The organism is Frankia canadensis, from assembly GCF_900197875.1.
GTDB classification, from domain to species: Bacteria; Actinomycetota; Actinomycetes; order Frankiales; family Frankiaceae; genus Frankia; species Frankia canadensis.
Map to the genome: position 1 here is coordinate 1 of NZ_FZMO01000542.1, position 13,430 is coordinate 13,430.

Annotated in this window: 13 protein-coding genes; 3 read left to right on the forward strand and 10 right to left on the reverse strand. The window is 73.1% G+C overall.

Going from position 1 to position 13,430, the window contains the following annotated elements:
• Positions 1-358: 358 nt before the first annotated feature.
• The 4 genes from C1A33_RS30295 to C1A33_RS30310 form a co-directional block, all read right to left on the reverse strand.
• On the reverse strand, positions 359-1,066 hold the full coding sequence (locus C1A33_RS30295; protein ID WP_243408084.1) for an ATP-dependent Clp protease proteolytic subunit: 708 nt from the start codon (positions 1,064-1,066) through the stop codon (positions 359-361).
• The gene (locus tag C1A33_RS30300; RefSeq protein WP_101835590.1) at positions 1,063-1,770 is read right to left on the reverse strand and encodes an ATP-dependent Clp protease proteolytic subunit; all 708 of its coding nucleotides are present in this window, start codon (positions 1,768-1,770) and stop codon (positions 1,063-1,065) included. Before C1A33_RS30300 ends, C1A33_RS30295 begins: the two co-directional genes overlap by 4 nt.
• 269 nt (positions 1,771-2,039) lie before the next feature.
• Entirely contained in the window at positions 2,040-2,714 is a 675-nt protein-coding gene (locus C1A33_RS30305) for a MerR family transcriptional regulator (RefSeq protein ID WP_101835592.1), read from the reverse strand.
• Positions 2,715-3,089: 375 nt separating this feature from the next.
• On the reverse strand, positions 3,090-3,524 hold the full coding sequence (locus C1A33_RS30310; RefSeq protein WP_101835594.1) for a MerR family transcriptional regulator: 435 nt from the start codon (positions 3,522-3,524) through the stop codon (positions 3,090-3,092).
• Between the two features lie 400 nt (positions 3,525-3,924).
• Here C1A33_RS30310 and mce point away from each other — a divergent pair, with 400 nt between their 5' ends.
• Positions 3,925-4,350, forward strand: a complete 426-nt coding sequence (mce, locus tag C1A33_RS30315; protein WP_101835596.1) for a methylmalonyl-CoA epimerase — start codon at positions 3,925-3,927, stop codon at positions 4,348-4,350.
• A 98-nt stretch (positions 4,351-4,448) separates the two neighbouring features.
• On the opposite strand, the gene C1A33_RS30320 is transcribed toward mce, so the two are convergent.
• From C1A33_RS30320 to C1A33_RS30330, 3 genes are all read right to left on the reverse strand, one after another.
• A complete protein-coding gene (locus tag C1A33_RS30320; protein WP_243408085.1) occupies positions 4,449-4,955 on the reverse strand; it encodes an LppP/LprE family lipoprotein in 507 nt (168 codons plus the stop codon).
• Between the two features lie 178 nt (positions 4,956-5,133).
• Positions 5,134-6,663 carry an aldehyde dehydrogenase family protein gene (locus C1A33_RS30325; protein WP_207770573.1) on the reverse strand — a complete coding sequence of 510 codons (1,530 nt, stop codon included), beginning with the start codon at positions 6,661-6,663 and terminating at the stop codon, positions 5,134-5,136.
• Between the two features lie 160 nt (positions 6,664-6,823).
• Positions 6,824-8,164: a thiamine pyrophosphate-dependent enzyme gene (locus C1A33_RS30330; RefSeq protein WP_243408086.1), complete on the reverse strand. Its 1,341-nt coding sequence runs from the start codon at positions 8,162-8,164 to the stop codon at positions 6,824-6,826.
• A 542-nt stretch (positions 8,165-8,706) separates the two neighbouring features.
• Between C1A33_RS30330 and C1A33_RS30335 the strand changes: the two genes are divergently transcribed.
• Both C1A33_RS30335 and C1A33_RS30340 read left to right on the forward strand, forming a co-directional pair.
• Positions 8,707-9,078 carry a protealysin inhibitor emfourin gene (locus C1A33_RS30335; protein ID WP_101835602.1) on the forward strand — a complete coding sequence of 124 codons (372 nt, stop codon included), beginning with the start codon at positions 8,707-8,709 and terminating at the stop codon, positions 9,076-9,078.
• A gap of 323 nt (positions 9,079-9,401) precedes the next feature.
• Positions 9,402-10,616: an RtcB family protein gene (locus tag C1A33_RS30340; RefSeq protein WP_101835604.1), complete on the forward strand. Its 1,215-nt coding sequence runs from the start codon at positions 9,402-9,404 to the stop codon at positions 10,614-10,616.
• 122 nt (positions 10,617-10,738) lie between these two features.
• Here C1A33_RS30340 and C1A33_RS30345 read toward each other — a convergent pair whose 3' ends face one another.
• The 3 genes from C1A33_RS30345 to C1A33_RS30355 form a co-directional block, all read right to left on the reverse strand.
• Complete coding sequence (locus C1A33_RS30345; protein ID WP_101835606.1) at positions 10,739-11,002, reverse strand: UBP-type zinc finger domain-containing protein; 264 nt, start codon at positions 11,000-11,002, stop codon at positions 10,739-10,741.
• A gap of 90 nt (positions 11,003-11,092) precedes the next feature.
• Positions 11,093-11,725, reverse strand: coding sequence for a methylated-DNA--[protein]-cysteine S-methyltransferase (locus C1A33_RS30350; protein WP_101835608.1), 633 nt, complete (start codon positions 11,723-11,725; stop codon positions 11,093-11,095).
• A complete protein-coding gene (locus C1A33_RS30355; protein ID WP_101835610.1) occupies positions 11,722-13,332 on the reverse strand; it encodes a DNA-3-methyladenine glycosylase 2 family protein in 1,611 nt (536 codons plus the stop codon). The genes C1A33_RS30350 and C1A33_RS30355 overlap by 4 nt, the downstream gene beginning before the upstream one ends.
• Positions 13,333-13,430: the final 98 nt, after the last annotated feature.

Genomic DNA, 13,430 nt, shown 5'->3' on the forward strand with positions numbered 1-13,430 from the left:
CCGACACCCTCTGGACCGCCAACGAGCTTGATCGGTTGAAGCAACCTGGGAAGCGACGCTTCAGGCGGTGAAGACCAACCCGATTGATGAAGGATGCGAGACACCACGGTCCGACCGTGGGACTCAGCCCGCACACAGCCCGAAGACCCACCCCTCACCATCCACACCGGCCCAGTGAACGACCTGGCCAGGATCCCCCCGCGCACTGCTCACCTTCCCCACGCCAAGTGAGACCTAGGGCGTACGTGCCCTTCCTCGCGCCTCGTCGTCTGAGTTCGCGTGGGCCGCGTGCGCACCGCGGGAAACGGCACGCACGGCGGACCGACGATCAGGATTCGCGTAGGTCGCGGCGGCGGGGTCAGGCCACGCCGGACATTCGGCGTGAGGCGGACGCCTTGCGGCTGAGGATGACCTCGTCGACGAGGCCGTAGTCCTTCGCCTCGGCGGCGCTGAAGATCGTGTCGCGTTCGGTGTCGCGGCGGATCTCGTCCTCGGCGCGGCCGGTGTGGCGGGCGAGCATCGCCTCCTGCAGGGCGCGGACCCGCAGGATCTCCCGGGCCTGGATCTCCAGGTCGCTGGACTGGCCCTGCGCCTGCGCGGACGGCTGGTGGATCAGGATCCGGCTGTTCTCCAACGTGCACCGCTTGCCCGGCGTCCCCGCCGCCAGCAACACCGCCGCCGCCGACGCCGCCTGCCCCATACAGATCGTCGAAATGTCCGGCCGCACGAACTGCATCGTGTCGTAGATCGCCGTCAACGACGTGAACGACCCACCCGGCGAGTTGATGTAGATCGAGATATCCCGATCCGGATCCTCCGACTCCAGGAACAACAACTGCGCCATCACATCGTTCGCCGACACGTCATCGATCTGCACACCCAGAAAGATGATCCGTTCCTTGAGCAGCTTCGAATACGGATCCATGGAGTACTCGCCACGAGAGGTGCGCTCGACGATGTTCGGCAGCACCTGCCGCGCCCGCGGACCGTCCCCGGCGATACCCCCACCGGTTGCTGCCACACCGCCGACGCCGGGGCCGGCGGCGACCCGGCCGGTGGCGGTCATCGGGTGCCCTCGGCGCCGAAGCCGGCGTTGCCGGTGGCGCGGCGCGGGCCGATGCCGCCGGCGCGCCCGCCGCCGGGGACCTCGTCGACGCGGGCGACGACGTGGTCGACCAGGCCGTAGTCGCGGGCCTCGGGGGCGGTGAACCAGCGGTCCCGGTCGGAGTCTCGTTCGATCTGCTCGACGTTCTGGCCGCTGTGGGCGGCGATCCGCTCCTGCAGCACCCGCTTGGTGTGCAGCATCTGCTCGGCCTGGATGGAGATGTCGGCGGCGGTCCCGCCGATGCCTCCGTGCGGCTGGTGCATCATGATCCGCGCGTGCGGGAGGGCGAAGCGCTTGCCGGCGGCGCCCGCGCAGAGCAGGAACTGGCCCATGGAGGCGGCCAGGCCCAACGCGACGGTGGCGACGTCGTTCTCGACGAACTGCATCGTGTCGTAGATCGCCATGCCGGCGCTCACCGAGCCACCCGGCGAGTTGATGTAGAGGTAGATGTCGCGGGTCGGGTGCTCGGCGGCGAGCAGCAGCAGCTTGGCGCTGATGGCGTTGGCGACGTCGTCGTCGACCTCGGTGCCGAGGAAGACGATCCGGTTCTCCAGCAGCCGGCCGTACACCTGGTCGTCGACACCGCCCGGCGCGGGTGTCGCCGCGACGGCGGAGGAGTTCCACCCGGGCGCGGTGACCGCGGTCGGCGTCCATCTGTCGATCATGAGAAGTGTCCTCCCGCCGGCCTGCTCGGGACTCGCCGCGAACGGCGGGGCCGGCACCTCCAGCCTCGCCGCTGGAACGGCCGCGCAGGCGCCGATCTGCCCGTCGCAGATCTGCTCAGGGCAGACGACCTTGGCGCCTGCCGCCCGCGGTGACAAGCGCGCCCCGGGGAACGCGTGTACGGCTCGCGGCGCGCCTGGCCGCGCGGGGACGGCTGGTCGACACCTCGGGCGGACGCCGACCGCGCCGTGAAGACGCCCGGCCGGCCCGTTCAGCGCGTGCCGGGGCGCTCGCCGTCCTGATCGCCGTCGGCGTCACGCCCCTCGGTGCTGCCCGCCTCGTCCGCGTGGTTCTCCGGCTGGCCCGCATCGGCGTTGCGGGGCAGGTAGCCGTCCCGCAGCGGGTCGGTGAGGAAGGAGAGGAAGGAGTCGTCGAGCAGGAGGGGCCCGTCCTCGGCGTCGCGGGCCGGGCCGCGGCGAGCGTCAGGCTGCTCGCCTGCGGGGGTGGTGTGGCCGCCGTCGGCGCGCAGCGAGCGGGCCGCGTCGTCACGAAGGCCGATCATGAAGTCCTCGGCGAGGCGGACCTGCTCCTGCAGTGAGGCGAGCTTCTCCTCCGCGAGGCTGACCCAGGTCCGCAGCCGGTCATGCAGCTCGGCGCGGTGCGCCGCGGTCAGCCCGGGCTTGCCGATGCCCTCCCGCAGGGTGAGCAGGGAGCGCATCTCCTCGACCGTGAAACCGAGCGGCTTCATCTTCTTGATCAGGAAGAACCGGTCGAGCGCGTCGTCGTCGTAGAGCGGCAACCCGTCCTCGGAGCGTCCCACCGCGACCAGGAGCCCCGCCTGCTCGTAGAACCTGGCGGTGCGCAGGGACAGGGTCACCAGAGTGGCGACATCACCGATCTCGTAGCGGCCGGCGGCGGAGGACCTGGCGCTGCTGGTTGTGGACAATTCGACCCTTATCACGGTAAACGTGGCGGCTGGTGCTCGGACATCTCGCGGCTGTGCCTCGGCTGCCCGTGTCCACCGGCAGGCGACGACGACCTGGTGATCACGGACCGCGGGTGGATCAGCACCGGAGCCGGCACCGGGCCGGCCACGCCCCGCACGGGCCGCGCCGGACCGGACGCGACCTCGGACGACGCGCCGAATCACCGGATTCACCGCGGCGGCCGACGCCAGAAACGCCAGGACCTGCTGTGTTACGTACCGTACCCGATTGGCTTCGTCCGTCGATGCAGTCCACGCCCCCGTCGGGCCCGGAGGTGCGTGGCGTCGTCACCCGCCCGCGCGCCCGCCGATGCCCGAACAGCCCTTAGCAGTGTGTCATGCCGAACGGTTCGCGTCGCCGTGAAGCCCGATGACGAAGTCCTCGGCGACACCCGCCTGCTGGCGCAGCGTCGCGAGCTTCTCCTCGGCCAGCACGACCCAGGTGCGCAGCAGCTCCCGCAACTCGGCGCGGCGCGCGTCGGACACGGCCGGATCGGAGAGCTCGTCACGCACGGACAGCAGCGAGCGCATCTCCTCGAGGGTGAACCCGAGGGATTTCATCTTCTTGATGACCATCAGCCGGTCCACGGCCTCATCGCCGTAGAGGCGGAAACCACCGGGAGTACGGCCGGCCGTGGTAAGCAGCCCGGCCTCCTCGTAGTACCGGACCGTGCGCAGCGACAGCCCGACCCGCTCGGCGACCTCACCGATCTGATAGGTGGTAGAGCTGGCCGCGCGGTACGCGGATGGATCGCGACGCGTCGTGGACAAGGTGACCCTATCGGTAGTGTCTCGATGTCTGGATCAAGGCTGATAACAGACCACTCTACGACGTTCCGGACAGGCTGCGCAGAGGTGGGTCGCTGTATTCCCCGCCGCGTGCTCCGTACGGGGAGCTTCGGGGCCCGACCGTGCTATCGGTCGACGTCGACGCTCCGACCGGGCAGGCTGCTCGGCGGGTACGCGCCACGGGGGCGGCCGGCTCAGGCACCATCATCCGCAGGGCCGGACCAGAGAGGGGACGCCGTCGTGGCCCACCGGCGGACGCGGCCGGTCGCGCCGTGACCAGCTGGGCGGGTGACGGGGTGAACGGGCCGGCAGGACGCCCGGCGAGGCGGCATCGAGGAGACGGACCCGCGGGGCGCGGGGTCGGCGGAACAAGGAGAGCGCTGTGCTGAGCAGGATCGACCATGTCGGGATCGCGGTGGCGTCACTGGCCGAGGCCATTCCCCACTACGAGAAGGCGTTCGGCCTCAAGGTCGTGCACCAGGAGGACAACGAGCGCCAGGGCGTGCGGGAGGCGATGCTGCTGGTACACAGCGGCGAGGCCGGCAACTCCTACGTCCAGCTCCTCGAGCCGCTGCGCGAGGACAGCCCGGTCGGGAAGTTCCTGGCCAAGCGGGGCCCCGGCATCCACCACATCGCCTACGGCGTGGCCGACATCGACAGTGCCCTAGCCGCGCTGACCGAGACCGGCTTCGACCTGGTCAACAAGACGCCGGTGCACGGTACCGCCGGCAGCCGGATCGCCTTCCTGCACCCGAAGGGCCTCGGCGGCGTCCTCACCGAACTGGTCGAGGCCGCCGAAGGCCACTGACGACGGCGCCACGCACCCGACGAGACCACGACAGGTGGCCGACCGGGCGGCCTCATGGCACGCCCGGTCGGCCGACGCTCACGCGTACGAGCCGGCGCTCAGCGGCGGCTCGCCGCGGCCGACGTGCTGGCGTTCGGCAGCGCGTCCAGCGGGGTCACGCTGGAACCGGTCCACCGGTAACGCACCGTGGCGCCCCCCGCGGTCGGGCAGCACATCGGGTCGTCCGGGCGGTAGAGGTCGTACTGCAGGGCGACCTCCCGGTCCGTGGACCAGATCCAGCGGATCGTCGCGCTCGGCTGCGCCGCGTCGTTGCCGACGAACGCCCCGCGGTGGAAGAAGAACGCACGCTGCGGATGCCCGTCCCCGGACGTCGACAGCAGACCGACGATGACGCTGAGGTCGTTGCCCGGGTCGTAGCCGCCGAAGGAGATCGGCGTGTAGCCGGCGGCGCGCACGACAGCCCCCGCCTTCGCGGCGCTCAGCGCGGGCACACCGGACGCCCCCACCGCGGCTGGCGGGACTGGTGCGGTCGGTGTGGCTGGTGTCGATGACGCCGCCGAGGCGGTTCCGGTGAGCCCGGCTACCAGCGTGAGCACACCGATCATCACTGAAACGGCAAGTCCGCGACGTAGAGTCATGAGAACCCCCAGGTTCCGTGTTGACCCGACCACGCTAGATGCCGACTTCGACGGGTGCCGGCCGAGCGGCGACTATGGCCGCAATGTCGCCCGCATTGACCTGACTCGCGAGCTACCGCCAGGCTCGTCCGGCGGCGCGGGCGGGTCAGCGCGGGGTACGGGGCGCCCGGCCGTGGCGCAGGCGGCTGGCGCGGGCGACGGCGGCGAGCAGGCCGGGCGCGCGGCGGAAGGTCGTCATCGTCGTGCCCGGGATCGGCACCCGCCGGACGGCGACCGAGCGCGGCTGGGCGAACTCCCGCAGCCCGTCGGCGCCGTGCACCCGGCCGAACCCGCTCTCCCCGCTGCCGCCGAACGGCAGTGCTGGGAAGCCGGCGAACGCGAGGACCGCGTTGACCGACACCATGCCGGCGTCGAGGCGGGAGGCGATCTCGTCGCCGTGGCGGCGGGAGAAGACCGTGGCACCGAGCGCGTAGGGGGTGCCGTTGGCCAGGGCGACCGCCTCGTCGACGTCGGCGACGACCCGCACGGTGACGATCGGCCCGAACGTCTCCTCCCGCACCGCGGGCGCGTCCTCGGGCACGTCGAGCAGCACGACCGGCGCGATGAAGGTGTCCCCCACCGACGCCGCTTCGCCGACGAGCGCCGTCGCGCCGCGGGCCAGCGCGTCCTCGACGTGCCGGCGCACCACGGCGGCCTGCCCGGGCATGGTCATCGGCCCGTAGTCGGCGTTCGGCCGGGCGCCGGGGCGCACTCCATCGAGGGCGCGGCGCAGTTCGGCGAGGAACGGCTCGGCGACCGCGCGGGTGACGTAGATCCGTTCCACGCCCGCGCACGTCTGCCCGGCGTTGGACATCGACCCCCAGGCGGCGGCCCGGGCGGCGGCGGCGACGTCGGCGTCGTCGGCGACGACGAAGGGGTCCTTGCCGCCGCACTCGATGATCACCGGGGTGAGACGCGTGGCGCAGGCAGCCATCACCTGCCGCCCGGTGGCGGCGGAGCCAGTGAAGGCGATCTTGTTGACGTCGGCGGCGCACAGGGCGGCACCCGTCGCGGCGAAACCGGTGACCACGCCGAGCACTCCACCCGGGGCCTGCGGGTTCGCCGCGGCGAACGACCGGGCGAGCCAGGTACCGAGTGCCGGGGTGAACTCGCTGGGCTTGAACACGACCGTGTTGCCGGCGGCCAACGCGTAGGCGATCGACCCGACGGGGGTCAGCAGCGGGTAGTTCCACGGCCCGATGACGCCGACGACCCCGAGGGGTCTGTACTCCACCCGGCCGCTGTGGCCCGCCATGAACGGCCCGGGCACCACCCGGCGGGTCCGCAGCACCCGCCCGGCACCGCGGGCGGCCCAGCGGATGTGCTCGCTGGTGAGCACCAGTTCGATGCGGGCGTCGCCGGCGGTCTTGCCGTTCTCGGCGTGGAGCAGGTCGACGAGGCGCGCGTCCTCGCGGGCCAGCTGGGCCGCCCAGGCCAGCAGGCACGCGCGGCGACCGGCGAACCCGAGCCCCGCCCACCACGCCGACGCCGCCCGGGCCGTGGCGACCGCCGCGTCGACCTCAGCCTGCCCGCAGATCGCGAAGGTGTCGACGACCGCGCCCGTCACCGGGTTCGTCGAGGTGAACGTCCGTGCGTCGACGCGGCCGTCGACCTCGCTGGCAGCGACCGTGTCCACCGTGCTCCCCCTGCTCGTCCTGGCGGCCTTCCCCGTCGCGCCCACGCTACGTCGCCCACCCGCCGGGACCGTTCGTCCCCGTGCCCGCGCCCGGGCGCCGCGACGCCGATCCGGGTGACCGCGCGGACTGGAGATCGACCTCGCGCGGCACCGCGACGGATCAGAGGAAGGACTCGCGGTAGGCGGTGAACCACTCCCGCTGGGCACGCTGGTCGGGGGTCTCGTCGGCGCTGACGTGGCCGAACATGCTCGCCGGCGGCGGCGGGTCGAGGGCGAGGCAGTCACGGCGCAGGTCGGCGGCGGCGTCCTCGGCGTGCGCACGGACCTCGTCGAACCAGCCCTGCGCCACGTCCGCGGCCAGCAGCCGCCGCAGGCGCTCGATGGGGTCCCGCGCCCGCCAGGCGGCGACCTCCTCGGCGGGCTGGTAACGCCCCGCGTCGTCGGAGGTGGTGTGGGGTGCCATCCGATAGGTGTTGGCCTCGATGAGAACGGGACCACCACCGCCGCGCGCGTGGGCGAGGGCCCAGTCGGTGACCGCGTGCATGGCCAACACATCGTTGCCGTCGACGCGAAGCCCCGGGAAGCCGAACCCGTCGGCGCGGCGCGCCAGGCGCACCGGGGACTGCCGCCGGCTCGGCGTGGAGATCGCCCACTGGTTGTTCTGGCACAGGAACACGACCGGCGCCCCGAAGCTCGCCGCCCAGACGAACGCCTCGTTCGCATCCCCCTGGCTCATCGCCCCGTCGCCGAGGTACACCAGCACGGCCGTGTCCCGGTCGGGATCGCCGGTGCCGACGGCCCCGTCGAGCAGCGCGCCCATGCCGTAGCCGACGGCGTGCAGGGTCTGGGAGGCGAGGACGATCGTGTAGTTCGCCATGTTGTGCGCCGTCACGTCCCAGCCGTCGTGACTGACGCCGCGCAGCAGCCGCAACACCTCGGCAGCCGGCACGCCCCGGTGCCAGGCGACGGCGTGCTCGCGGTAGCTGGGGAAGACGAAGTCACGCGGCCCCACGGCCTGCGCCGACCCGACCTGCGCCGCCTCCTGCCCGCGCAGCGGGATCCACAGCACCAACTCGCCCTGGCGCTGCAGGGCGGTGGCCTCCTCGTCCAGGCGCCGTGCCAGCACCATCGACGTGTAGAACTCGCGGCACAGGTCGTGATCGGCGAGCACCGCGAAGCGGGGGTCGGGCACCAGGGCGCCGTCCGGGGCGAGCAGGCGGATGCCGGCATCGGCCAGTTCGTCCTCGGCGCACGACCCGCGCCGAGGACGCGCGCCCCCCACCGGAGCCGGCCAGGCGACGACGGCGGTCTGCGTGGCGGCCGCTGGGCCTGCCGGTGCCGCCGCACCCGCCGCACCCGTCGCACCCGTCGCACCCGTCGCACCCGTCGACATCGGTGAGGCAGGCGGTGGGCCCGGATGGGCCGGCGCGTCCGTACTCGCCGCTCCCGCGCCCGCCTCCGTCACCGGCGCGGTGGTGGGCGACGGTACCGCCGCTGCCACCGCGGCCGGTTCCGACCGGCGCGGCGTCCTTCCGGCAATCAGGTCCGGCCGCTGTACGACATTCATGCCGACTACCCCTGCCCAGCCCGGGGATCGCAGGACATCCTACGATCGGAAACCATCGAAAATAGTGCGGTATACCGGTTCGACACTAGCGGTTTCGCAACAGAGTGAACGTCAGATCGCGGTACGCGAATCACGTGTCACTCCTACCCGGCGGACACCCGAGCGATCCCTGGACGTCCAACGATCGGAAACCATCGAAAAACATCACCCCGAATGTGAACCGAAGGAAAACTGGGAGCAGGCTTGGACGGGCGGCGGGTAAGGCGGACATTTCCGTTGTCCACGCGGACCGCCCACTCGAAGAATTCGACACTCTCGGTCCGCCATCCGCCACCGGTGGTTACCCGCGTCCTGGCGGGTTCCGGGGCACACCACGACCTCGCGAGACCCGGGCACCCCGCAGCCCGACCCCGCCGCCGCGGGCCGAACCCACCCACCGCCCCCGGTGCCGGCGCGCCGGGGCGCACAATGGCGCCATGACCGGTGATCCGGGACGCGTCCGTGTGGTGCTGGAACGATCAGGTGGCCTGCTCGGGCGCCCGACGCGGCGTGGCCTGGACACCGACGAGCTTCCCGAGGCGGCGGCGGCGCGGCTGCGGGAGCTCGTCGCGGTGGTGCTGCGGGACGAGGACGGCCGGCCCGCGACCGCGGGCGGAGTCGGCGCTCCCGCCACACCCAGGCCAGGAGCAGGAGGAGCGGACCGTTTCGTCTACCACCTCGAGGTCGATCACGCGGGCCGGCGGACCGTGCGCACCGTCACCGAACCGGTCCCCGAGCCGCTGAGGCCCTTGCTCGACCTGTTGCGCACCGCCCCCCGCCTGCCACCACCCGGACTCCGGCAGCGCTGAGACGCCCGGCCGGTGGCCGCACCCCCTCGCGCCTCCCCCACCGGGGCCCGGCGACGGGACGTCCTCGCCGCCGCACCGAAATAATTCATTCGCGCGGCTGGGGGGGATCGGGCATCCTGATCGAGGCCGCCGACCCGGTTGATTCGCCCCAAGTAGGTCCGGCAGTATCCGGACGACCAGGATCCGGAAAGCGTGGCACGGCCCAGCGGGGAAATCCGGCCGGATGATGTGGCCACATGGCGGAGTGACCGTCGTGGAATCGCCATCCGGACATGTGCCGCCAGCGCCGTTCGAGAATGTTCCCTACTGGAGGGAGGAATCAGATGAGCCCCGTCGCGACGCTCGGCGCGGCCGCGCATCCGATCTGGCTGTGGACCCGGCCCGAGGAGGTCGAGAGCGCCGCGCTGGACCAGCTGCGCAACGTCGCGTCCCTGCCCTACGTCCACCATCACGTCGCGGTGATGCCGGACGTGCACCTCGGCTACGGCGCCACGGTGGGCTCCGTCATCGCGCTGCGCGACGCTGTCTCGCCGGCCGCGGTCGGCGTCGACATCGGCTGCGGGATGGCGGCGGCGCGCACCAACCTCACCGCCGAGGACCTGCCGGACGACCTGGGCGGCCTGCGCGCGGCGCTGGAGGCGGCGGTCCCGGTCGGGATGGCCCGCCATCCCCAGCCGACGACCCGCGCCCGCCGCCAGGCGGACCTGTGGAACGCGTTCGACCAGCTGCATCCCCGCGTCGCCGGCCGGCTGGAACGGGCGATGGCGCAGCTGGGCACGCTCGGGTCCGGGAACCACTTCCTCGAGGTCTGCCTGGACACCGACGACGCCGTCTGGATCATGCTGCACTCCGGGTCCCGCAACATCGGCAAGGAGCTCGCGGAGGCACACATCGCCGTCGCCCGCACGCTCGAGCACAACGCCGGCCTGCCCGACCGCGACCTGGCCGTGTTCCTCGCCGGCACCCCGCAGATGCGGGCCTACCGCCATGACCTTGACTGGGCCCAGTCCTACGCCCAGCGCAACCGCGACGCGATGCTCGCCGCCGCGGTGGAGGCACTGCGCACCCTGCTGCCCGACCTGCGGGTGCCCACGCCGCCGCGCCACGGTCCGTACGCGGGCGATCGTGGCTTCGCGCTCGTCAACTGCCATCACAACTATGTCGCCGAGGAGCATCACTTCGGGGCGGACGTCCTGGTCACCCGCAAGGGGGCCATCTCCGCCCGGGACGGCGAATTCGGCATCATCCCGGGTTCGATGGGCACACGTTCCTACCTGGTCCGCGGCCGCGGTAATCCGGACTCGTTCCATTCCGCCAGCCACGGGGCGGGCCGCACTATGAGCCGTAACCGGGCCCGGCGCACCTTCACGGTGGCGGACCTGGCCGACCAGACGCGTGGGGTCGAATGCCGCAAGGACCGCGGCGTGCTCGACGAGATCCCCGCCGCGTACAAGGACATCGACGCGGTCCTCGCCGCCCAGGAGGACCTGGTCGAGATCGTCGCGGAGCTGCGCGCGGTGCTGTGTGTGAAGGGCTGACCCGCGGGTGGGGTCGCCGGGGTCATCACCAGGGCGACCCACCCGACACCGGCCCGCGCGCAGGTCCTGGACGTGGCCCTGTACGACGTGCCCTGTACAACGTGGGCCTGTACGACGTGGGCCTATACGTAGGCCTGGTCGACGTAGCACCAGCGCCAGGCCTCGCCCGGTTCGAAGGAGCGCACGATCGGATGGCCGTGCCGGGCGGCGTGGGCGCTGGCATGCCGTGCCGGCGACGAGTCGCAGCATCCGACGTTGCCGCAGGTCAGGCACAGTCGCAGATGCACCCAGCGGCCGCCGTCGCGCAGACACTCGCCGCAGCCCTGCGGCGTGAGCGGCTCGACGTCGCGGATGTCGGACAGGTGCGGATCCTGTGTGGTGGTCATCGGCAGCTCCGATCGTCGCCCGGTCCGGCCCTGCCCCACGCGCCCGCGGCCGACCCGTGCGGGGCGGGCGGGTTCGGGGGCCGAGGTCGACTATGCCCGGTCAGCGGCCTCGCGTACCGCGGTGCCGCGCGATGCGGTGCGGCGCGTACGGGTGATCCGGGCCGCCCACGCCACCGCCGGCGGCGCATCGGGAACGGGCCGGGCGGGGACGCGCTCCAAGGCCGGCGTGCGGGCGCCCTCATGGCGCAGCAGGAACTCCTTGCGGTCGAGCCCGGCGGCGAAGCCGCGCAGCGCGCCGTCGGCACCGATCACCCGGTGGCAGGGCCGGATCAGCAGCAGCGGATTCGCGCCGACGGCGGTACCAACCGCCCGCGCGTCGCGCCGGCCGGCACCCATCCGCGCGGCGAGCGCGCCGTAGCTGATCGTCGTGCCGTACGGGATCGCCTCCAGCTCCCGCCACACCCGTTCCTGGAACGGCGACCCGTGGCTGCGCAGCGTCAGGCGGAACTCCCGCAGCTCGCCGGCGAAGTACCGGTCAAGCTGGCGGACCACCTCGGCGAAGGGCTCCCGCGCCCGCTGCCAGTGCGCCGCCGGCGCCACCGCGCCCCGCTGGCGGGTCATGCTCAGCGAGGTGAGCGCCACGCCGTCGGCGCCATCGCCCGAGTCGGTGCCTGCCAGCAGCAGCTCGCCCAGCGGGCTGGGCATCGTCGTGTAAAGCGTCATCGAACGGTCTCCTCTCCCGTACCGTGCCCCGGAACCGGATCGCCATCACGAGTGCTGTCGGGGTACGCGGCCACCACGCGAGGGCCGCGCCCGCCCGCGCCCCCGGTCCACAGATGCTGCGTGCCATAGCTGCGCCACGGTGACCAGCCGCTCGTGTCGCGCAGGTCGATGCCGCGACCGCGGGCCGCCACGCGCAGCGCGGCGTCGCCGACGGGCAGAACGTCAGGATCACCGAGCGCGCGCATCCGCACGTACGCCGCCGTCCACGGGCCGATGCCGCGCACCGCGCGCAGCGCCCGGTCGGCCGTGTCGCGGTCCACCCCGACGTCGAGGGTGACCCGGCCGTCGGCGAGCGCCACGGACAGCCGTCGTAGCGTGTCGCGTCGAGCCCCCGGCATCCCCAGAGCGCTCAGGTCCGCGTCCGCGAGAACGGCGACCTCCGGGAACAGGTGGGTCAGCCCGCCGTCCGCCGCTGCCAGCGGTTCGCCGTGGGCGGCGACGAGCGCCGCGCCCAGGCGACGGGCCGCGGCCAGCGAGACCTGCTGGCCGAGCACCGCCCGCACGGCCAGCTCATGAGGGTCGACGGCGCCAGGGGTGCGCAGCCCCGGCCTGGCGGCCACGAGCGGGGCCAGGGCGGGAACGGCGCGCAGCCGCTCGGCGACGGCGTGCGGGTCGGCGTCAAGGTCGAACAGCCGCCGCACCCGGGCCACGGCCGCGGTGAGGTCACGCGGGTCGGACAGGACGAGGCGGCAGCGCAGTGTCCCGTTCGCGGTCCCGTTCGCGCCACCGCCACCGGCATCGCCACCGCCGGCGTCCACCGACGACTCGTCCACCTCGGCGATGGCATGCCCGCGGGCCAGCCGCAGGGTCCGCCGGTAGCGGCGCCGACCCGGCTCGCCGACGATCTCCTCGGCACCGGCCAGCGCGCGGCGGTCCAGATGGTCGAACAGGTCTCCGATCGCCAGCGGCGGCCGATAGCCCAGCCGGACGACGAGCCCCGTCCGCTCGGGCCCCTCACCGTGATCCGGCTGGCGACCCTCGCGCGGCACGGCCCGGGTGTCACGCAGCTCCCGCGGCGTCGCCGCGTAGACCATGCGGATGGTGTCGTTGAACTGGCGCACGCTCGCGAACCCTGCGGCGAACGCGACGTCGGTGGCCGACAGCTCGGAGGTCTGCAGCAGCAGCCGCGCGGCGTGCGCCCGCTGCGCCCGGGCCAGGGCGAGGGGGCCCGCGCCCACCTCCGCCGTGAGATGGCGGTGCAGCTGCCGGGAGCTGTAGCCCAGTCGGGCGGCGAGCCCGCCGACACCCTCCCGGTCGACGACGCCGTCACCGATCAGCCGCATCGCCCGGCCGACGACGTCCGCCCGCACGTTCCACTGGGCGCATCCCGGCACGGTGTCGGGCCGGCAGCGCCGGCACGCCCGGAAGCCGGCGCGGTGGGCCGCGGCGGCCGTCGGGAAGAAGCGGATGTGTTCCGGCCTGGGACGCACGGCCGGGCAGCTCGGTCGGCAGTAGATGCCGGTGGTGGTGACCGCGAAGTAGAAGGTTCCGTCGAACCGGGCGTCCCTGCTGGCCACCGCGTCGAAACGGCCCTGCTCCGTCGTCATGTCCCCACTGTCGACGCCGGCCGGGCGCCGCGCTGGCGGGAATCGGACATCGATGCCGCGCCCGCCGTGGTGGCCGGGCGCGGTGGCCTCCGTCCGGC

Coding starts and splice junctions, on each gene's coding strand:
- C1A33_RS30320 (WP_243408085.1), bottom strand. CDS start 4,955: ATGATCGGTGTGCTCACGCTGGTAGCCGGGCTCACCGGAACCGCCTCG.
- C1A33_RS30340 (WP_101835604.1), top strand. CDS start 9,402: ATGAGCCCCGTCGCGACGCTCGGCGCGGCCGCGCATCCGATCTGGCTG.
- C1A33_RS30300 (WP_101835590.1), bottom strand. CDS start 1,770: ATGATCGACAGATGGACGCCGACCGCGGTCACCGCGCCCGGGTGGAAC.
- C1A33_RS30350 (WP_101835608.1), bottom strand. CDS start 11,725: ATGACGCTTTACACGACGATGCCCAGCCCGCTGGGCGAGCTGCTGCTG.
- C1A33_RS30345 (WP_101835606.1), bottom strand. CDS start 11,002: ATGACCACCACACAGGATCCGCACCTGTCCGACATCCGCGACGTCGAG.
- C1A33_RS30355 (WP_101835610.1), bottom strand. CDS start 13,332: ATGACGACGGAGCAGGGCCGTTTCGACGCGGTGGCCAGCAGGGACGCC.
- C1A33_RS30295 (WP_243408084.1), bottom strand. CDS start 1,066: ATGACCGCCACCGGCCGGGTCGCCGCCGGCCCCGGCGTCGGCGGTGTG.
- C1A33_RS30335 (WP_101835602.1), top strand. CDS start 8,707: ATGACCGGTGATCCGGGACGCGTCCGTGTGGTGCTGGAACGATCAGGT.